This window comes from Cytobacillus sp. NJ13, from assembly GCA_030348385.1.
Lineage (GTDB): Bacteria > Bacillota > Bacilli > Bacillales > Cytobacillaceae > Cytobacillus.
This window is the reverse complement of sequence record JAUCFP010000006.1, coordinates 4,708,100-4,728,552: the sequence shown is the minus strand read 5'-3', so window position 1 is coordinate 4,728,552 and position 20,453 is coordinate 4,708,100. Positions and strand designations below refer to the sequence as shown.

The window sequence follows — 20,453 nt, the reverse complement described above, 5'->3', positions numbered from 1 at the left end:
TGGAAATCCGGCTACTTTAATAGTTCCCTTCTTTCTTCTTCATTATCAAAAGCAAAGTCAGCTTCTTTAAAAGCCTCGATGGTAGCATAGTGAATGTATTCACTCACTTTTACCTCCATGATTTCTTCCACAATTTCAAATAGCCTGACATTTTCTTTTGGTTTTTTCCACTTTTTCTTTGTCAGGAAGCCCCAGAGCTCCTGTTCAGTCACTTTTTTATAACCCAGCAGCCGAAATTCATCCAGTTTGCTTTCCAATGCAGGTTTTACCGTAGTGCGAAAATAATCATATTCATGGCCGATTTTCAACTTTCAGCCGCCTCCCCGCCATTATTCACATGGAAATTATGATAGCTTGTCATGCTTTGTCCTCTATCTTGCATATAGATAATTGTATATGATAATACCCATTTTGAGAAGGCAGGGAGTTGAATGTCCAAATTTCTGAAAGGTACCATGATCCTGCTTGCTGCAGGCCTGGTGACCAGGGTTCTGGGTTTTATAAACAGAATTGTCATTGCCCGATTTATTGGAGAAGAAGGCGTAGGCCTTTATATGATGGCTTTTCCAACCATGATCCTTGTCGTCACCATTACACAGCTTGGACTGCCGGTTGCTATTTCTAAGAATGTGGCCGAGGCAGAGGCAAGGGGAGATACAGCAAAAATCAAGAAAATATTAGTGGTTTCCTTAGCGACAACCATTTCACTTTCAATTGTTTTCACTCCTGCTTTAATTTTGCTCGCTCCATTATTATCAGAGACACTCTTTACTGATAACCGGACTCACTTACCGCTTATGGCGATTGCACCAATCGTTCCAATTATTGCGGTTTCTTCTGTCATCCGGGGTTATTTCCAAGGCAGACAGAACATGAAGCCTGCTGCCTATTCCCAGATGATTGAACAGATAGTCCGAATCAGCCTGATCGCTTTGATGACTAAGGCATTTCTGCCATACGGAATTGAGTATGCGGCAGCGGGAGCCATGCTGGCAGCTGTCATAGGAGAGCTTGCATCATTGCTTTATTTAATGACCACATTTAAGCTTAAAAAGAAATTCAGAGTCAGGAAACAATTTTTTAAATTTGTTTCTTCCGGAAAAAGTACATTTAACGAACTGATGACCGTTGCACTTCCGACGACAGGCAGCAGAATGATCGGTTCAGTCGCCTGGTTTTTTGAACCGATTGTGGTAGCGCAGAGTCTTGCACTTGCAGGGGTGGCGGCAGTTGCGGCTACGAAGCAATATGGTGCTCTTACCGGCTTTGCCATGCCTCTTCTGATGCTTCCATCGTTTATTACTTATTCTTTGTCAACATCTCTTGTTCCGGCTATCAGCGAAGCAAATTCACAAAATAATATGCGTCTGATCGAATACCGGCTTCAGCAGGCACTTCGGTTTGCATTTATTACTGGCGGCCTGGCAGTAGTGGTTCTTTATGTCCTTTCTGATCAATTGATGGAAGTAATGTACGGCTCCTCAAGCGGTTCTCATTTTATTAAATTGATGGCGCCATTTTTTCTGTTTTATTATTATCAGGGGCCTCTTCAGGCAACTTTACAGGCATTAAATCTGGCCCGTGCCGCAATGATCAACAGTCTGATTGGCGCTGTCGTTAAAACGGCTGTCATCTTTCTTCTTGCCAGCCAGCCTGCATTTGGCATCAATGGTGTTGCGATGGGAATTCTGACCGGCACAGTCCTGGTGACAATGCTTCACTTTGCAACAGTACTGAAAGCTATTTCGTTTACTTTTTTCGTCAGGGACTATCTAAAGACGTTCATTGCCATGTTTTTGTCAGGAGGCATTGGCTTCTGGATGCTCAAAGATTTACTTTCTCCTGACTTGAATACAGCAGTAAGGGTAATTATGATTTCTTCCGCCATCACTGCTGCATATATAATTCTCTTATTATTCTTTAAGCTCATTAAAAAGAATGATTTGATTCGGATCCCATGGATTGGCAGACTGTTATCAAGGTTTGCATTTAGTTAATTTGCCTTTATCAGCAGGGTCAGCTCAACAAACTGGCATATCTTGAGCTGACCGCTAATTTATTTCCTTTCGTCGAGCAGATCTACATAAAATTGGCCATTTTCATAGCTGCAGAATGATATTTTGGATAACTCTTTAAACCCCTCTTTTCTAAGCTCCTGACGCAGCCAAAAGTCACTTTTATTTATCGTTTCCAGATTAGTTTTCTGAATTGTGCCATCTATAATTAAAGGGATCGTAATCCCCCCCTCTTTGCTTTCCTTTTTTTCAAACACTGACAAAGTACCTGAAGATTCAAGGATGGCAAATTCCACATCTGAGATTTTGGCAATATCTTTTTCTCTTAACTGAAGAAGCAGGTCATCAAAGTTATACCGCTGTTTCCTCATGGCATTTTCATCAATTTTTCCTTTATTAATAATAATGGTCGGTTTGCCATCAACGACATCCCTGAACGTTTTGCTCTTCAGGGAAAATAGGGCCAGCACAATCTGCACAACCATCAAAAGGAGCATTGGCAGCACATTTTTCAGGATTTCTGAATCCGGAGTTTCAATCGCCACTACTGCAAGTTCAGCAATCATGATATAGACGACTAAATCCAGGATGCTTAATTCACCAATTTCTCTTTTGCCCATTAGTCTAAAAATAAGAAGAATGACTGCATAGAGAAATAATGTTCTTCCTACAATGATTAAATATTCTTCCACTTCTACAGCACTCCTTTTGATGCAATCCTTTATATCCTTCCGCATATTGGAACTTTTATGATTTTATCAGGTTTTTTCTTTGAACATTTTCGATTCTATTTTTTCATTGTGTGAATATGCTTGTACTAAGGATTAAGCTGAATAGCCTCTGGGGTAAAAGCTGTTCCTATTTACTGATTCAGAAGGGAGAGGGTCAATATAGAAGAGTCAAAGAACTTCGGGAGCGCCGTACTTTATGGAATTATCGCCATTTTTGCCATTGCTGTAGCGAGCAGTCTCGTTTTTTCACTGCTGCTGCGGTTTACCTCGCTGCAGGAGTCTTCCCTGCAGTATATTATTACTGCTGTTTCGTTTGTTTCTCTTTTTGCGGGCGGGTTTATATCCGGAGGTAAAGGGAAGCAAAAAGGCTGGCTGCTTGGAGGCCTTACAGGCCTTATTTACTCAATCGTTATTTTTCTATTTCAATATTTGGGACATGACAGTTTATTTGATATGGAGCAAATGATATACCACACCTGTTTCACGCTGACAGCAATGATGGGCGGAATATTGGGAGTAAATCTCAACACCAAAAGAACTGCTTAAAAAAGAAGGTCCTGAAATTCAGGACCTTCTTTTTTTGATATTAAGATTTTGCTAATGCATCGCCAGTTGCCTGCGTTACTTCGCGGATCGCTGCACGATCGTATGTAAGACGGCTTCCGTCACCACATTTAATAACCACTTTGTCTTCGTCGATGGCATCAACGAATCCATGAAGGCCGCCGATTGTAACAACCTTATCTCCCTTTTTCAAATCACTCTGCATTTGCTGAACCGCCTTTTGGCGTTTCTGCTGCGGACGAATTAACAGGAAATAGAATAAAACAAACATCAGCAATAATGGCCCTAATGTTCCTAAAAGCTCCATAGTTTTCCCCCCTTTCAAAGATTGTTCCGCTTTAAGGAAAACTGCTCCTTAAATGAACTCTCTTTTTTTTATTAAAAGTTCTTCGCGTTAGGCTTATTGAATCCATACCTTTCGAAAAACTCTTCTCTAAAGTCACCCAAACGATCGTCTCTAATCGCCTGTCTTACCTGCTCCATTAATTTTAGCAGAAAATAGAGATTATGGTAAGTTGTAAGCCTGATTCCAAATGTTTCGTCACAGCGGATCAAATGCCTGATGTAAGCACGGCTGTAATTGCGGCATGTGTAGCAATCGCAATTCTCATCAATAGGGCCAAAATCTCTTGCAAATTTTGCATTCTTAACAACCAGTCGGCCATTACTTGTCATCAATGTTCCGTTTCTGGCAATCCTTGTAGGAAGAACACAGTCAAACATATCAATCCCTCTGATTGAACCATCAATCAGGGAATCGGGGGATCCTACTCCCATAAGGTATCTTGGCTTATCAGACGGCAAAAGCGGTGTTGTGAATTCAAGCACACGGTTCATTACATCTTTAGGCTCGCCCACAGATAAACCGCCCACAGCATACCCTGGGAAATCAAGAGATGTTAAGTCTCTCGCGCTTTGTTTGCGCAGCTCCTCATATTCTCCGCCCTGTATAATTCCGAAGAGTCCCTGATCATTGGGGCGTTTGTGTGCTTGTAGGCAGCGCTCAGCCCAGCGGGAAGTCCGCTCTACTGACTTCTTCATATATTCGAAGGAGGCTGGATAAGGAGGGCATTCATCAAATGCCATCATAATATCTGAACCAAGCGAGTTTTGAATATCCATTGCTTTTTCAGGTGATAAAAATAGCTTGTCGCCATTCAAGTGATTCCTGAAATGAACGCCTTCTTCTTCAATCTTACGGAATTCACTAAGGCTGAACACTTGAAACCCGCCGGAATCTGTTAAAATGGCCCGGTCCCAATTCATAAACTTATGCAGCCCGCCTGCTTCTTCCACGATTTCCTGACCCGGTCGAAGCCACAGGTGGTAAGTATTGCTCAGAATAATGCCCGCTCCCATTTCCACCAATTCTTCCGGGGACATGGTTTTTACTGTAGCGAGTGTTCCCACGGGCATGAACACAGGGGTTTCAAAAGATCCATGCGGCGTATGGACCCGTCCCAGACGGGCACCAGTTTGCTTACATGTTTTAATTAATTCATAACGAATTGCAGTCAAGTTGCAGTTCTCCTTCCATTTAAAACCTCAAAGCAATTATTTTTGCCTGACAAAGACGAAAATAATGCTACAAAATGAGCATAGCATCTCCAAAGCTGAAGAATCGATAACGTTCCTCCACCGCCTGATTATAGGCATTCAGAACGTTCTCACGGCCCGCCAGTGCACTTACAAGCATAATCAAGGTCGATTTAGGCAGATGAAAATTCGTAATCATGCCATCAATCGCTTTAAATTCATATCCAGGATAAATGAAAATATCTGTCCAGCCGCTTGCTTCCTCAAATCGGCCATTATGCATGGAAGCAATGGTTTCTAAAGTCCTCGTGGATGTAGTCCCCACACTGATAATTCTTCCTCCCTGCTCACGCACTTCATTCAATAGCCGTGCTGTTCCTTCTGTTACCTGGTAAAATTCAGCGTGCATTTCATGCTCATTCAAATCCTCCACACTAACCGGCCTGAAAGTTCCCAGACCAACGTGCAGTGTAATAAAAGCAATATGCACACCCATTTCCTTAATCTCTTCAAGGAGCTGTTCAGTAAAATGAAGGCCTGCAGTAGGAGCTGCAGCAGAACCGCGCTCACGGGCAAACACAGTCTGATAACGGTCACGATCATCAAGCTGCTCCTTAATATAAGGAGGCAATGGCATTTCTCCCAATTGCTCCAGCACCTCATAGAATATCCCGTCATACTTAAACTCCAGTACCCTGCCGCCATGATCTGAAGTTCCAGTGCAAACAGCAGTCAAATTGCCGTTTCCAAACGTTATCTCAGTTCCTTCTTTCACTCTCTTGGCTGGCTTGACCAGCGTTTCCCAGGCATCCCCTTCAAGCTGTTTGAGAAGAAGCACCTCTATTTTCGCACCAGTGCCTGTTTTTTCTCCAAACAGCCTGGCAGGAAGGACCTTTGTGTCGTTCAGCACAAGACAATCTCCAGCTCTGAGATTACTCTTAATATCTTTAAAAACACTATGCTGAATATTTCCTGTTTTTTTATCGAGGACCATTAGCCTGCTGCTTGTCCGATCAGCCAAAGGCGTTTGTGCAATTAATTCCTCAGGCAAATGAAAATCAAACCAATCTACTTTCATGATGTCACCCTCTGTTATTCATATAGACTACCGGAACCTGCCAATAAAATAAATGATGGCAGAAAGGATAACACTGATCAAAATCGATGTAACGACTGGAAAATAAAATGTCGTATTGCCTTTCTTGATCACTATATCCCCCGGCAGCTTGCCAATATTAATAAACTGGCTTATAAATCCGATGGCAAAAATGATGGCGCCAATGACCATCAGCCACTTTGATATGCCGCTCAATCAGCAGGCACCTCCATCAGAAAATGGCGGTACACCAGGTCCGTTACAATTCTTCCTCTTGGTGTCCGCTGAAGAAACCCAATCTGCAATAAATATGGTTCATAAACATCTTCAATCGTGTGCGCTTCTTCCCCAATGGTCGCTGCAATTGTTTCAAGGCCAACAGGTCCGCCGCGGAATTTTTCTATAATCCCTCTTAATAATTTATGGTCAATATGATCAAGGCCTAAACGGTCAACCTGCAAAAGCTCTAAAGCTTCCTTGGCCAGCGTTTCATCAATCTGACCATCTGCTTTGACCTGGGCAAAATCCCGGACTCTCCGGAGGAGCCTGTTTGCAATTCTAGGCGTGCCTCTTGACCTTCTGGCCACCTCAATGGCAGCTTTTTGTTCTATACCTGTATCAAGAACCTCAGCTGTACGGACAACAATATCAGTCAGCTGCTCTTCTGAGTAGTATTCAAGCCTGCTGAGCACTCCAAAACGGTCCCTTAACGGAGCCGATAACGACCCTGCCCTTGTAGTCGCGCCAACCAGTGTAAAAGGCGGCAAATCCAGTCTGACTGATCTGGCACTTGGCCCTTTTCCGATGACAATATCCAGACAGAAGTCCTCCATTGCCGGATAAAGAACTTCTTCAATCGAACGCGGCAAGCGATGAATTTCATCAATAAACAGGACGTCACCCGGTTCCAATGCAGTCAGGATCGCCGCCAAATCACCAGGCCTTTCAATGGCGGGGCCTGCAGTGGTTCTGATATTTACGCCCATTTCATTGGCAATAATGGCAGCCAGTGTAGTTTTACCCAATCCAGGCGGTCCATATAGAAGGACATGATCTAAGGTCTCCTCGCGTATTCTGGCAGCTTTGATAAAGATCTCGAGGTTCGCCTTTACTTTATCCTGGCCTATATACTGCTTTAGTGTCTGAGGGCGCAGACTCTGTTCGAATGAAAGATCCTGAAGATCAGCTTCACCGGATATTATCCGCTCTTCCATACATAATCACCTTCTTAATATCAGCATAAATGAATCGGACCGGTTCCAATAAATTATAGTTTTAAAAGCTTTTGCAGAGCCTTCTTTATGTATTGGTCCGTTGTAAGCTTTTCCTTCTTCAGTTCCGGCGTAATCTTTTTCAGTTCCTTATCTGAGTAGCCCAGCGCTTTTAATGCAAGCAAAGCTTCTTCCAGGTCTCCCGCAGGCCCGCTTTCAGCCTGAAGTTTATCCGCTGAAAACAGATTAGGGAAAAAGTCAGGTACAATATCCGGCAGCTTCCCTTTCAGATCAAGAATCATTTGTCTCGCTGTTTTCTTTCCGACTCCAGGAAACTTAACGAGGAATGCTTCATCTTCATTTTCAATCGCCTGCACCACCTGTTCCGGTTCTCCCGAAGCAAGAATTGCAAGAGCTCCCTTCGGCCCAATGCCGGTAACATTCAGCAGTTTGGTAAACAGGGTCTTCTCCTCCCGAGTCTGAAAACCGTACAATGCCATAATATCTTCCCGTACATAATGATACGTGTATATCCTGACTTCCTGCCCGAACTCCGGGGTATAGCTAAATGGATTTGGCGTTAATATCTGATAGCCAATACCATTGTTTTCAATAACCACATATTCCGGTCCGATAAAATCCAGCTTGCCTCTTACAAATTCAAACAATGCCTTTCTCTCCTCTGATTTAACTGTACCTCATTGTACCATAATATATTTTAGGCACGAAGAATAAAATGCTGAAAACCGCTGAGGGAATAATGGTGATTACAATTTTTCGTGAAGCATTTTCTATACATTCCCTTGTTCTTTCCTTAAAACATCCTTTAAATCGTCCTGGACACTCTCTTTACTCAGCTCCACATTAGAACGGTAAGCAGCACGGCAAATTACGTGTGCGGAAATTGGTGCAGTCAGAAATACAAAGAATATTCCAAGCAGTAATCGAATACTGAAAAAATCATCTGCAATCAGGAAGAACAGGAATGCTCCCAGCAGTGTAAACAATACACCTAGAGTGGAACTTTTTGAGGCAGCATGAGACCTCGTGTACACATCAGGAAGCCGTATAATGCCGATCGCACTTAAAAAACTGAAAATGGTTCCTGTCAGTATTAGAATTGCAGCTATCAATTCACTTGACACGTCTGCGTTCAATGACAACCCCCCTCTCCATAAAGCGCGCAAATGCAATAGTTCCAATAAAGGAAAGAATGCCAATTAATAAAATGACTTCCATGAAGGCATGCGTTTTTAATAATACCGAGAAAATGGCTACCCCCGAAATTAAATTAATTCCCAATATATCTAAAGCCTGAACTCTGTCAGGTGTCGTGGGCCCTTTAACCAGCCGAAAGATTGTTGCCATCATTGAAAGCGCCAGAAAGCCCAATGAAAGCATTAAAATGATTTCTATCATTTGCGGGTCACCTTCTTTATCGCTTTTTCAAAGCGTTCCTTTGATTTCATGACAGATTCACTTGATTCCGGAATATCCATTGCATGAATATAAAACACCTTATTATCATGAGAAACCTCTACTACTACAGAACCGGGAGTCAAGGAAAGAAGCAGAGCAAGCAAAGTTACTTCCAATTCTCCTTCAAGTTCAGTTTCAAGAGTGAAAATCCCAGGTGTGATATTTATTTTTGGTCTAATTACCTGACGGATTACAAGTATGCTTGATGTGAATAATTCCCAAATAAAAACAAAAAACAATTTTAGTATGGCAACCAGAGATCTTAAATATAAAGGAGCTTTGAAAAACCTCTCCAAAACGATTAAAACAATTATCCCCACTAGATACCCGCTGAAAAAGGACAATACGCTCCAGTCATCTTGAAGAAACATCCATAAAAAAGCTATAAATAAATTAATTAACACTTGAATGGGCAAATTGATAACCCCTTTCGAAGAAAATCAGTTCTTTTCAAGGCATTAAGGAGTTGACTGGCCTCCAAAGACTGCATGAATATAAAGTTCCGGATTCATTAAGGTTTCAACTGCTAGTTCGGTATATGAAGAGAGTCCTTCAGCTCCCAATCCCAATAATATCGTCAGCAGGCTGAGACAGGCTATTGGAACCATTAGACCTTTAGTTGTACCTGACATCATCTCTTCACTTAAAAAAGTTTCTCCCCAAAAACAATTCATAAAAATTTTAATGACAGAGTATAGGGCCATCAGACTTGTCATCAGGCCTATCCCGCCCAGCCAATAGTAGCCCGCTTCAAAAGTCCCATGTGTTATAAATACCTTGCCAAGGAAACCGCTTAAAGGAGGAATTCCTGCCAGGGACAAAGCAGCAATAAAAAATATCCATCCCAGATAGGGGTGTGTACGAATGAGTCCGCTCATATCTTTTAATTTCCCTGTGCCTGTGAGACTGATTATTGTACCGCCTAATAAGAAAATAAGTGCTTTAACAATAATGTCATGAATTATATAGTAAACAGAACCTGTAATACCCTCGATAGAGAAAGAGGCCAACCCTGCAATGATGAAACCAACACCTATAATCACATTGTAGGCAAGTATATTCTTAATGTCCCAGTGGGCAACAGCTCCAATCGCACCTAAAATCATGGTTGCCGCCCCCAAAATGCCGATCAAGAAATGAGTTATTTGCGGCTCGTGGTAAAAGACCAAGGTAAATAAACGAAAAATCGCGTATATGCCAACTTTTGTTAATAACGCAGCAAAAATCGCAGCCACTGCTGTTGGAGGTGCACTATATGAGCCTGGGAGCCAAAAGAATAGAAATAGTGCTGCTTTTAAACTGAATATGATTAGCAATAAAATGGATATAATTGTCAACAATCCACCCTGGCCTGCCTCTGCAACCCTCACTGAGAGATGGGCAAAGTTTAAAGTCCCGGTAATTGCATAGATATAGGCAATCGCCACAAGGAACAGAAATGACGAAATGATGTTGGTCAGTACATATTTAATTGACTCCCGGAGCTGTACTTTTGTGCCTCCCAATGAAATCAATACATATGAAGAAATGAGCATAACCTCAAAACAGACAAACAGATTAAATAAGTCCCCCGTAATAAAAGAGCCATTTACTCCAGTAATCAGAAATAAGAATAAAGGATAAAAATAATGGCTCTCCCTTTCTTCCCCTATTGACCTGAAGGCATAAAGCAAACAGCAGATAGCTACAATACTTGTTGTTAAAAGCAGCAGTGAGGAAAACATATCTGCAACCATACTAACCCCAAATGGGGGCTGCCAGTCACCTAAATGCAGGGTCTGTATCCCATCGGCTTTAATTTCTCCCATTAACAGGACGGCAATGAGACCTGACGCAGCTAAAGCAATGAGGCTTAAGATTTTATGAAGTTTTATATTCCTCCTAAATATCACCATAGCCATTCCTATAATCAGCGGAACGATTATTGGCATAATAATTAAATTATTCATCATGATTACCTCTCATTTGATCCGTATCGTCCGTGCCCAGCACTTTATAAGCGCGATAGCTCAAAACTAAGAATATAGCTGTTGTTGCAAAATTAATTACAATCGCTGTTAAAATAAGTGCCTGCGGCAGCGCATCTGTAAATGGAAGATCCTGCAGACCCAACAGTGGAGGACCTCCCGTTTTTAACCCGCCCATCGTGAGAATAAGCAGATGAACCCCATGGCTGATAATGGACGTTCCTAAGATGATTCTAAGTAAACTCTTGGTCAGGATTAAATAGGTTCCTATAGCAAAAAATAGACCGACTAGCAGCGACATTAAAGTTTCCATTCTTAGTGATCATCACCTATACTCAGAATAATGGACATCGATGTCCCAATAACGGCCAATGCGACCCCAACATCGAAGAGCACCGCAGTAGCCAGCTCAGTCTTTCCAAAAACCGGAAGATCGAAATAATTGAAAGCCTGTGTTAAAAATGGCGCACCAAAAACAATGCCCCCAATTCCTGTAAAAACAGCAATCAAAACTCCAACGGCTGTAAGCACTTTAAAGTCAACGGGAATGTTTTGGCGGACTGTTTCAATGTCGAAGGCCAAGAACAGAAGCGTCAGAGCAGCTGAAAACCCTAAACCTCCAATGAATCCTCCACCCGGGTTATGATGTCCTGAGAAGAATAGATTGATCGAAAAGGTAAGAATGATGACTACAGCCACCTTTATAACAGCATGCAAAATGATATCATTTGGTTCTTTCACCCCTTATCCCTCCCCGTTATTCTCAGCTTCACCAATGTATAAACCCCTAAAGATGCAATACCAAGAACAAAAATTTCAAGCATTGTGTCGATTCCCCGAAAGTCTACAAGTATGGCGTTAACAATATTTCTTGCCCCAGCAAGTTCATATGAATTTTCATAATAATAGGCAATAGGCTTGAATAACCTTGTCCCATTAGCTGATAGTGCCAGAATTGCGACTATAGCTCCAACACCTATAGAAATTATCAGATTCGTTATTCGGAATTTCACTCTGACTGATTCCTTCCGTATTTCAGGCAAATGGTAAAAGCACAAAAGGAAAAGCGCAGTTGTTACCGTCTCAACAACCAGCTGCGTTAAAGCTAAATCTGGAGCGCGGAAAATGACAAAGAAAAGTGAAACCAGGTATCCGAGTGCGCCAACAGCCACTATAGCAGTCAGCCTTGATTTGGAAAATAGAACGGTTAAGGCCGCAGTGAACATACTAATGATTAACACGCCTTCATATATGCTGACAGGTGCATTGTTGCTGGTATCGAAAGATGCTCCATCCAAATACCAAATGGCACCGCCAACAATAATAATTAGAAAAGAGAAGATATAAACAAAATAGTCACGAATAAAACCTGTCATATAACTCTTTGTTATGGAAACGGACATGTCTTCCATTTTACCAAGCCCTTGATTATAGAAGTTATTGAAGGTCATGCTATACGGGTAGATCGAGTAGATTCCAATCCATTTTTTTAGATATAAATATAGAAAGGTTCCTAATACGACGACTCCCATGGTCATAAATAATTCTGTATTCCAGCCATGCCAGGCACTTATCTTTATCTCAATCTCCCCAGGCTGTGAATAGGACGGCAACACAGCTGCCATTGCTGGTTTAAGAATGTATTGAGAAAGTACATTGGGGAAAAAGAAAATAATTAAAACCAGAGAAGATAAAATAACAGGAGGCACTAACATACCAACTGGAGCCTCATGGGCTTCTTTTTCCAGCTTTTTCGGTTTGTATTTTCCGGTAAAGGTCTTGAAGATCAGGATCATACAATAGATAAAGGTAAAAACGCTTGCTGCCCAGGCGATTACAGGAAAGAGCAAACCTAAGGATTCCATGCTGAATATGGACATATCAGAAGCATTCAGCACGGCCGTAAAGAACATTTCCTTGCTTAGAAATCCATTAAATGGAGGAAGGCCTGCCATAGAAAAACCGCCAATTATTGCAAGGGTAAAAGAGATAGGCATAAGGTGCATCAAACCGCCAAGCCTTCTAATATCCCTTGTTCCGGTTTCATGATCAATAATTCCCACAACCATGAACAAACTTCCTTTAAACGTCGAGTGATTTATTAAATGAAAGATTGCTGCCAATACTGCCACTGCATACATCGAAGCTTCATCACCCGCTCCGAAATACAGAGACGCCGACCCCATGCCAAGCAGACTCATGATGAGCCCCAGCTGGCTAATGGTTGAGTAGGCTAATAAAGCTTTTAAATCTGTTTGCTTTACCGCGTTAAAAGAACCATACAGCAATGTTATAAGCCCTGCACTGGTAACAAGCCAAAACCACTCCGGAGAACCTCCAAAAATCGGTGTCATACGTGCCACTAAATATATTCCCGCTTTAACCATCGTCGCTGAGTGCAGATAAGCACTAATGGGCGTGGGAGCTTCCATTGCATCCGGAAGCCAAATGCTGAATGGAAATTGGGCAGATTTTGTGAACGCCCCAATAAGAAGGAGAACCATTGCAGGCAAAAATAATGAATGTTCATAGATGATGTCAGTTTGTCTGATCATCTCACGTATGCTATATGTTTCTGTCATCATAGACAGCATAATGAATCCAGCAAGCATGGCAAGTCCGCCAAAAATCGTAATATTCATAGATTTTTGTGCCCCGTACCGTGATTTCTCCCTTTGATACCAATAAGCAATTAATAAGAAAGATGAAATGCTTGTCAATTCCCAAAAAACATATAAAACAAGAATGTTATCAGAGAAAACCAAGCCAAGCATTGCCCCCATAAATAACAGTAAATAAACATAAAAATTATGCAGTGATTCTTTCAGCTTTGACATGTAATAAATGGAATACAGCACAACCAAAGCGCCGATCCCTGTAATCAGCAATCCAAAAACCAAGCCTAATCCATCAATATATGTTGTATAGTTGATGCCAAATGATGGTATCCAGGGTACAGAAATAATAATTGTATCTCCATTTGAAATGACTGGGATATACCTTAGTAAATACAGAAAAATGACGGAAGGCACAACAAGCACAAACCAGCCTGTATGTATGCGGGGTGTAAACATTCTATAAATAAACGGAACAACTATTGCATATAAAAATGGAATTAAAATCATTATGTGCAACCAAGACAAACAGGTCCCCTCCTTTTTTAAAAACCCGGTTTACTTTACTGCTTCTAAAATTTCCAGGGCATTTATTTGGTCTCTTAGAGTATGCTCCCATATTCATAAAACCATGACTCCAGAATTTGGTTTAAATTTCTTGAAATGACATTGACTGTTCAGGCAGCATAAGCTATAGTCATACATAGTTTAAAATTATGAACACTATTTAATTTTTCACATCTATTCGAGGTGAGCTTAAAGTGAAGAAATTAAAAGGACGGATGGACGAAAGCATCCTTGTCTGCGTTTATTACGGGCCAAATGGCGAACGGCTAATTCGCCGCGGCTGCCAAATAGCCAGTATGCTCGATTGTCCTTTATATATATTAACCATTGATCCAAAACCTTTTGATGAGATGGATGCAGAAAAATCACATTACATCACAAGATGGAAACAATTAGCTGAGCACTTTAGTGCTGATGCTTTCATTCTGAAAGATAATGATAAACGGCCAGTATCGAAAGTAATTGCTGATGTTGCAAGAGAAAAAGGCATTACTCAAATTATTCTCGGTCAAACAGCTCAAAGCCGCTGGGAACAAATTGCCAAGGGGTCCATCATCAATACACTTCTTCGTGAAATTCCATTTGTGGATCTTCATATTATTTCTGTGTCCCGTTACTTGAAAGATCAAGAGGGGCAATTTGAAAAAGGTGTCCGTGCATACCTGGTTAAGGATGGAAGCAACTATCGTGTGACTTTCAGACATACGAAGGATGCTGAGTTTGAAGGAATCTTCTTTAAAGATCAGGGAACAGACTTTAATAATGGGATTTTTAAATTTATGAAGGATAAGAAAACACTTCAAGTCATCGTTACAGAAGACATAATATCTGACTTAACAAATATTGATTTAGATGATTCCCTAAATGGTGATGATGAATAATCCTCCTCTGCTGAAATGCGGAGGAGTTTTTTTATGCTTTCATATCATTCTAGAGGTTAACGTCCACCTTAATTAATTGCTTTTGACCTTTTTCTATTCCTAAATAACGCAATGTTTCAGCTGATGAGTGATGATTATATATGGACATAATGATCGAGATAGCTATCCCTTTTCTGTAAGCATGATAGCCAAAGGTTTTCCGAATTGTATGAGTTCCAATTTTCCCTTGTATGCCGGCTTCCTTTGCAGCATTATTTATGATCCGATAAGCTTGCTGACGGGTTATTGGCTGATTATTCTTCTTGGATTTGAAAAGAAAATCACAATCAGTAAAGTCATGCTGGGAAAAATATTTTTTTAGTTCTTTTTTCACGCTGTTATTTAAAAAATATGCTTTTGGGTCATTATTTTTACACTCAGGATCATTGTTATTTATATCATCGATATATATAAATTCTTTTATCTCTTTCCCATCCCAGACATCACTGATTCTTAAAGAAAGTAAATCACTGACTCTAATGCCTGTATTTATTCCTAAAACAAATAGCAGTAGATCCCGCTGCGACTGTCTCTTTAAAATCTCTTTAATTTTATTAATACTTTTGATGTCCTTGATAGGATCAACATATTCCACAAGATTCCCTCCTGCATCTAATGTTACTTAACTACATGTTATCAGAAACTAAGTAACATTACAAACGATTCATATCTTCTCTTCTTCAAAACAGAAACATGCAAGAGAAGTCCGCTCTCTTGCATGTTTCTGCACTTATTTAATTTGCGTATTTTTCTCCGGTGGAATAGCTTTTAAATGTTTCAAGGACCTCAACATAACGATCTTTAGTCATAATAGGTATCCCTTTTTTCAGCTCTATGCATTTTGTGCTTTCTAATTTCCCTAAATCGATTTGAAAGAAAGACTGAATGATATTTGTTTTTTGCGGCCTTCCATTGAAAATGGTTAATGTGCCATCCTCAGTTATACCGAAGTACCCATTTGCTTTTAATAATGGCGATATATCATCCATTTTCCGGCGGAACACCATATAATCTATATCCATATCAACAAGCTGCCATTGATCATATTTAGCCCAGAAATCTTCAAGGGTCCATATGGTTTCCTCTATCGTTTCCTGGCTCACTTCCCCATCCAGATATTCTCTCTCCAAAATGACATCCATCTTAAGCGGACCTTCAATGTGTTTTTCTGCTGCCTCAGCATATACAGAAGTATCCATAGATAAAAAGTTGAATGCATCCGTCTGGAAGAAGGGATAAAAGGAAGCAGCTCCTATTAATAGCAAGCCCCATATGGTTCTCATGATCGATCACCTCGATTAAGTAGTAACTTCTGCAGTATCCGCCTGAGCCTGTTTTCCCAGATCTTTATGATTAGTGTGACCAATATTTTCATGTTTATCCTGAAATAATTAATATGTAAAAAGGGGCAAAGCCCAAAAGCTTTGCCCTCTTTGCTAAACCTTTAATTTTCCCTGCGGAATAAACTTTTTAAATCCCAATCAATTTGCTCTCGCGGGCCGCCATCACGAAGATTGTTATCAATGTTTCTTAAACGGCTAAACGTTCCTTCATCAGTTACCACCGTGGCAGATCTTCCGCGCAAATATGGCTGAACAGCTTCATGAATCGCTTCTTTCGTCTGTTCTTCCTTATCGTAATCATTCAAATCTACAGCAATCAAAACATCGCTTCCATAAGTAACAGACCTGACATCTTCAACGTTTGGAACAGCAGCTGCAACGTTGCCAATTTTTTCAGCAAGCTCACCTTCATAAGCCTGATAATAAGAATTTTTGGCTTGTCGTGTATTGTCATCGAGATGCCCATGATAATTTGCATCGCTATGGCTAAAACGATTATCTCTCCGGAAAAAGTTGCTATCCCTGTCTGCAAGAGGAACAGTAGGGTTTCCGGTGTTTTCATTTCTGACTCTTCTTGCATTATTGTCCACTCGGTTGTAGCCGTTATTTTTTCCCTCTCCGCCCAGAGTATGATCCATCATTTCTGTCAGGGGCCCATCATTATCTGTACCATCTTCAACCCGGACATTTCCACCGCGGTTTCCGTGATTTTCATTTGAATAATACCCCATGGGCTGACCAATTTCATTTTTTCGATCAACAGATGCATCTTCATTCGTTCCGCATCCTGCCAATCCCATCGTCATGATGGCAGCCATCGGCACTGCAATTAATTTCTTGTGCAAGCGAAAAACCCCCTCGCTAATATTACAAGCCCTGAGCATTTCTGCTCTTTCTTAGCTTGTGAGCGAAAGGAGGCTTTCATTCTGTCCATTTACGTCCAATTTTTTTGTACATTATTTGTTTATCTCATTGGCTGCATATTTAAGAGCTTTAATAAAACGCTGTCTCTCAGCAAACTGACCTACAGTTAAATCCAAAACAGGACGAATCTTTACAGAATCAAGATATGTTCTATCCCTTATTACACGATTCCATTCCCTAAATATATCAGTTGGAAATGCCAATGCATGAAGAAAGCCCTTTTCTTCAAGATTGGATTTAAAGATTGGATATTTTCCCAAATCGTCAAATGACCATTTCATAAAAGGGAGGATGCGATTTGCATACTGCAAGTAATCGGAATGAGGAGTACCTATCGCTATCAGGTCAAAATCAAGCAAATATAAAGATTGATCCTTTGCTCTGAGAAAATTATGATGTGCTACATCACCGTGCAGAATAACCTTCCTCCCGGATTGAAAAAGCCAGTCTTCCTCTTCAATGCCTTTTAAGGACCAATCTGCCCAGGCTAATAATTCATTAATAATTTCTTTTTGGACAAAATATCTTATTACAGGGAGATTATTAAGGAAAAGGGTCGCTCTTTCTCTCCACTTGTCTGCCTGCCGATATGCCGGCACAACCGTCTGGTAACGGCTTACCAACTTCTCTGTAGTATCGTGGTAATTCTTCAGCAAATTCAGCCCTTCCAAACGATCGCTCTTCAAAAAATAGGTGAACACTTCTTCCGAAGGCGGGATGTACTCCATACAGCCATAATAAGTCCTGTCAAAAAACAAAGGCGGTTCTTTGGCAACCTCGTAAAAAATATATGTCTTTGCAAATCCCTCATTCATTAATGATGAAGTGAATGCCTCCTGAAGCTTTAGCCGGTGATAGGTTGAAAATCCTTTCAAAATAAAGATCCGTTCCTGCGTCCTCAATAGAAAAACCTTTTTTCTGATCTGCTTTAATTCTTCAATTTTAAAGGGCAGCTGATCTTGCAAATAGGAGAGGAGACGATTTTGAACTAAATCGTCTCCTCCATTATTAACCGTCGTATTCACTGCTTTCGTCAAAATTTCTAGGCATTCCAAATGCCTCTCCGCCCATTGGGCCAAAGCCCGGTCCTGGGCCAAAGCCTGGTCCTGGGCCAAAGCCTGGTCCCGGGCCAAAGCCTGGTCCTGGACCAAATCCTGGTCCCGGGCCAAAGCCTGGTCCTGGGCCAAAGCCTGGTCCTGGGCCAAAGCCTGGTCCCGGGCCAAAGCCTGGTCCCGGGCCAAAGCCTGGTCCCGGGCCAAAGCCTGGTCCCGGGCCAAAGCCTGGTCCCGGGCCAAAGCCTGGTCCCGGGCCAAAGCCTGGTCCTGGGCCTGGAGCAAATTGTGGTCCTCCACATCCGCAATCATTGGAAGCACCCATCACCGATCCAGGCATTAATGGCTTTTGGGACATACCCGGAGATTCTTCCATGCCCTGCACCTGCGGCATCTGATGTGGCATTTGCATTCCCATGTCTTCTGCACCCATTACACCTGATGGCATCTGATGCGGCATTTGTGGCATCATGGCCCCTTGCACTTGATGCGGCATTTGCATTCCCATGTCTTCTGCACCCATTACACCTGATGGCATCTGATGCGGCATTTGTGGCATCATGGCCCCTTGCACTTGATGCGGCATTTGCATTCCCATGTCTTCTGCACCCATTACACCTGATGGCATTTGATGCGGCATTTGCATTCCCATATCTTCGGCGCCCATCACACCCGATGGCATTTGATGCGGCATCTGCGGCATCATCGCTCCCTGCACCTGCGGCATTTGGTGCGGCATTTGTGGCATCATTGCTCCCTGCACCTGCGGCATCTGATGTGGCATTTGTGGCATCATTGCTCCCTGCACCTGCGGCATCTGTGGCATTTGTGGCATCATTGCTCCCTGCACCTGCGGCATCTGTGGCATTTGTGGCATCATTGCTCCCTGCACCTGCGGCATCTGTGGCATTTGTGGCATTTGCGGCATTTGCGGCATCTGCGGCATCATCGCCCCTTGCACTTGATGCGGCATCTGCTGTCCCATATCTTCCGCCCCCATCACACCCGACGGCATTTGAGCCATTGGCATGAAAGGCGAAGATTCATCATAATCCGGACTTTCAACTCCAGCCATCATACCCATATGAGGCAATTGATGCTCGGGCATCATTGCTCCCTGCACTTGGTGTGGCATCTGCGGCATCATCGCTCCCTGCACCTGCGGCATTTGGTGCGGCATCTGCGGCATCATCGCTCCCTGCACCTGTGGCATTTGGTGCGGCATCTGCGGCATCATTGCTCCCTGCACCTGCGGCATTTGGTGCGGCATCTGCGGCATCATTGCTCCCTGCACCAGTGGCATCTGGTGCGGCATCTGCGGCATCATCGCTCCCTGCACCTGTGGCATCTGGTGTGGCATCTGCGGCATCATCGCTCCTTGTACTTGAGGATAAGGCATTTGCGGGTAACATGGGTTAAAAGGAAACATTGGCTGATATTGACCTCCTTGATGTGCATATAAAGATGATTCGCTTTCCGGCGATTCAGGACTTTCTTGATTCGAAGCCGGCTTTACCTGCGGAAGGATATTGACTGGTTTAGGCGGGAGCTGGGGCTGTGGCTTGGATTCTGATATAGGCAGTGGTTTTTGCTGTGGTTTTGTTTCTGCAGGCTTCAATGGTTTTTCCTTCGCTTTAACCTCTTTAGCCGGAAGCGGTTTTTGCTCCTGCGGTTTAACCTCTTTTGCTGGAAGCGGCTTTTGCTGCTGCGGTTTAACCTCTTTTGCTGGAAGCGGCTTTTGCTGAGGAGCCGGCTGCTGAATATTCATCATAAAATAATTATTTATATCAATTTCAGGCATAATAGGCTTTGGCATTTTTGGCGTATAAGGTTTTTTGGGAACTTCTTTTGGTGCAGGCTTAGGCACTTCTTTCGGAATTTCAACCTTTGGCGCCGTTACTTTTGGCATTTCCTTTTTCGGTGCTTCTTTTACCGGCTTCTCCTTAGGTGCTTCAGCTGACGGCATGGTAATAGGTTTCTCTTTGGCAAAAGGGTGTTCTGCTTTTGGCATTTCCTTTTTGGCACCCAAATTTATTTTTGCTTCCGGTTTTCCTCCAATAGGAGCCTCTTTTTTTATTGAGCCCCCGCTAGCAGGAACTTTTATTTTCATACCGGGCATAATCATATCAGGGTTGCTGAGCTGTGTATTCATCTTTTTCAGCTCTTCAAAATTCACGCCGTACTTTTTGGCAATCTTCCAAAGAGTATCCCCTTTCTGTACGATATGGATTTTCACTCTGAATTCCCTCCTATGCGTAAGGTGATACTTCCATCAGTGATGGTTAGTAGAACCAATCGGGCATTTACGGGCATTTCATCCATTTATTTAAAAGGTGCAGATTAGTGCCCGTTAATCGCGATGAGTCCATATAGTGTATGAAGGAATGGGCAAATTGCTAACAATCTACACAAAAAGATATGCATTCTTTCCAG

General features: G+C 42.2%; 23 protein-coding genes. 3 read left to right on the top strand and 20 right to left on the bottom strand.

Translation table 11 applies throughout. The features are described 5' to 3' along the window. Window positions 1–11: 11 nt before the first annotated feature. Window positions 12–308 (bottom strand): post-transcriptional regulator, encoded by a 297-nt coding sequence (locus QUF73_23245; GenBank protein MDM5229026.1) that lies wholly within the window; start codon window positions 306–308, stop codon window positions 12–14. A 123-nt stretch (window positions 309–431) separates the two neighbouring features. Here QUF73_23245 and spoVB point away from each other — a divergent pair, with 123 nt between their 5' ends. After that, window positions 432–1,997 (top strand): stage V sporulation protein B, encoded by a 1,566-nt coding sequence (spoVB, locus tag QUF73_23240; protein MDM5229025.1) that lies wholly within the window; start codon window positions 432–434, stop codon window positions 1,995–1,997. A 59-nt stretch (window positions 1,998–2,056) separates the two neighbouring features. Here the strand turns inward: spoVB and QUF73_23235 are convergent, their stop codons facing one another. Beyond that, on the bottom strand, window positions 2,057–2,707 hold the full coding sequence (locus tag QUF73_23235) for a DUF421 domain-containing protein (protein ID MDM5229024.1): 651 nt from the start codon (window positions 2,705–2,707) through the stop codon (window positions 2,057–2,059). Between the two features lie 198 nt (window positions 2,708–2,905). On the opposite strand from QUF73_23235, the gene QUF73_23230 reads away from it, so the two are divergent. Beyond that, complete coding sequence (locus QUF73_23230) at window positions 2,906–3,292, top strand: TIGR04086 family membrane protein (GenBank protein MDM5229023.1); 387 nt, start codon at window positions 2,906–2,908, stop codon at window positions 3,290–3,292. A gap of 40 nt (window positions 3,293–3,332) precedes the next feature. Here QUF73_23230 and yajC read toward each other — a convergent pair whose 3' ends face one another. From yajC to QUF73_23165, 13 genes are all read right to left on the bottom strand, one after another. After that, window positions 3,333–3,617: a preprotein translocase subunit YajC gene (gene yajC, locus QUF73_23225; protein MDM5229022.1), complete on the bottom strand. Its 285-nt coding sequence runs from the start codon at window positions 3,615–3,617 to the stop codon at window positions 3,333–3,335. A gap of 71 nt (window positions 3,618–3,688) precedes the next feature. Then, window positions 3,689–4,828, bottom strand: a complete 1,140-nt coding sequence (gene tgt, locus QUF73_23220) for a tRNA guanosine(34) transglycosylase Tgt (GenBank protein ID MDM5229021.1) — start codon at window positions 4,826–4,828, stop codon at window positions 3,689–3,691. Between the two features lie 67 nt (window positions 4,829–4,895). After that, on the bottom strand, window positions 4,896–5,924 hold the full coding sequence (gene queA / locus QUF73_23215) for a tRNA preQ1(34) S-adenosylmethionine ribosyltransferase-isomerase QueA (GenBank protein MDM5229020.1): 1,029 nt from the start codon (window positions 5,922–5,924) through the stop codon (window positions 4,896–4,898). A 27-nt stretch (window positions 5,925–5,951) separates the two neighbouring features. Continuing rightward, complete coding sequence (locus QUF73_23210; GenBank protein ID MDM5229019.1) at window positions 5,952–6,158, bottom strand: DUF2905 domain-containing protein; 207 nt, start codon at window positions 6,156–6,158, stop codon at window positions 5,952–5,954. Next, complete coding sequence (gene ruvB, locus QUF73_23205) at window positions 6,155–7,156, bottom strand: Holliday junction branch migration DNA helicase RuvB (GenBank protein MDM5229018.1); 1,002 nt, start codon at window positions 7,154–7,156, stop codon at window positions 6,155–6,157. The genes QUF73_23210 and ruvB overlap by 4 nt, the downstream gene beginning before the upstream one ends. Before the next feature lie 53 nt (window positions 7,157–7,209). Beyond that, entirely contained in the window at window positions 7,210–7,821 is a 612-nt protein-coding gene (gene ruvA, locus QUF73_23200; GenBank protein MDM5229017.1) for a Holliday junction branch migration protein RuvA, read from the bottom strand. A gap of 123 nt (window positions 7,822–7,944) precedes the next feature. Then, window positions 7,945–8,310, bottom strand: a complete 366-nt coding sequence (locus QUF73_23195; protein MDM5229016.1) for a Na+/H+ antiporter subunit G — start codon at window positions 8,308–8,310, stop codon at window positions 7,945–7,947. Further along, window positions 8,288–8,572 carry a Na(+)/H(+) antiporter subunit F1 gene (locus QUF73_23190; protein MDM5229015.1) on the bottom strand — a complete coding sequence of 95 codons (285 nt, stop codon included), beginning with the start codon at window positions 8,570–8,572 and terminating at the stop codon, window positions 8,288–8,290. Before QUF73_23190 ends, QUF73_23195 begins: the two co-directional genes overlap by 23 nt. After that, a complete protein-coding gene (locus QUF73_23185; GenBank protein MDM5229014.1) occupies window positions 8,569–9,048 on the bottom strand; it encodes a Na+/H+ antiporter subunit E in 480 nt (159 codons plus the stop codon). Before QUF73_23185 ends, QUF73_23190 begins: the two co-directional genes overlap by 4 nt. A 42-nt stretch (window positions 9,049–9,090) precedes the next feature. After that, window positions 9,091–10,581, bottom strand: a complete 1,491-nt coding sequence (locus tag QUF73_23180) for a Na+/H+ antiporter subunit D (protein MDM5229013.1) — start codon at window positions 10,579–10,581, stop codon at window positions 9,091–9,093. After that, the gene (locus QUF73_23175) at window positions 10,574–10,912 is read right to left on the bottom strand and encodes a Na(+)/H(+) antiporter subunit C (protein ID MDM5229012.1); all 339 of its coding nucleotides are present in this window, start codon (window positions 10,910–10,912) and stop codon (window positions 10,574–10,576) included. Before QUF73_23175 ends, QUF73_23180 begins: the two co-directional genes overlap by 8 nt. Window positions 10,913–10,914: 2 nt before the next feature. Beyond that, window positions 10,915–11,340: a Na(+)/H(+) antiporter subunit B gene (locus QUF73_23170; GenBank protein ID MDM5229011.1), complete on the bottom strand. Its 426-nt coding sequence runs from the start codon at window positions 11,338–11,340 to the stop codon at window positions 10,915–10,917. After that, window positions 11,337–13,742, bottom strand: coding sequence for a Na+/H+ antiporter subunit A (locus QUF73_23165; GenBank protein MDM5229010.1), 2,406 nt, complete (start codon window positions 13,740–13,742; stop codon window positions 11,337–11,339). The genes QUF73_23170 and QUF73_23165 overlap by 4 nt, the downstream gene beginning before the upstream one ends. Window positions 13,743–13,975: 233 nt before the next feature. On the opposite strand from QUF73_23165, the gene QUF73_23160 reads away from it, so the two are divergent. Beyond that, window positions 13,976–14,662 (top strand): universal stress protein, encoded by a 687-nt coding sequence (locus QUF73_23160; GenBank protein ID MDM5229009.1) that lies wholly within the window; start codon window positions 13,976–13,978, stop codon window positions 14,660–14,662. Window positions 14,663–14,711: 49 nt separating this feature from the next. Here the strand turns inward: QUF73_23160 and QUF73_23155 are convergent, their stop codons facing one another. From QUF73_23155 to safA, 5 genes are all read right to left on the bottom strand, one after another. Beyond that, window positions 14,712–15,296, bottom strand: a complete 585-nt coding sequence (locus QUF73_23155) for a tyrosine-type recombinase/integrase (protein ID MDM5229008.1) — start codon at window positions 15,294–15,296, stop codon at window positions 14,712–14,714. Window positions 15,297–15,435: 139 nt separating this feature from the next. Next, window positions 15,436–15,984 carry an intercompartmental signaling factor BofC gene (locus QUF73_23150; GenBank protein ID MDM5229007.1) on the bottom strand — a complete coding sequence of 183 codons (549 nt, stop codon included), beginning with the start codon at window positions 15,982–15,984 and terminating at the stop codon, window positions 15,436–15,438. A 161-nt stretch (window positions 15,985–16,145) separates the two neighbouring features. Continuing rightward, window positions 16,146–16,889, bottom strand: a complete 744-nt coding sequence (locus tag QUF73_23145) for a YhcN/YlaJ family sporulation lipoprotein (protein MDM5229006.1) — start codon at window positions 16,887–16,889, stop codon at window positions 16,146–16,148. Window positions 16,890–17,000: 111 nt separating this feature from the next. Beyond that, window positions 17,001–17,993: a phosphotransferase gene (locus tag QUF73_23140; protein ID MDM5229005.1), complete on the bottom strand. Its 993-nt coding sequence runs from the start codon at window positions 17,991–17,993 to the stop codon at window positions 17,001–17,003. Further along, window positions 17,977–20,256, bottom strand: a complete 2,280-nt coding sequence (gene safA, locus QUF73_23135; protein MDM5229004.1) for a SafA/ExsA family spore coat assembly protein — start codon at window positions 20,254–20,256, stop codon at window positions 17,977–17,979. The genes QUF73_23140 and safA overlap by 17 nt, the downstream gene beginning before the upstream one ends. Window positions 20,257–20,453 lie beyond the last annotated feature (197 nt).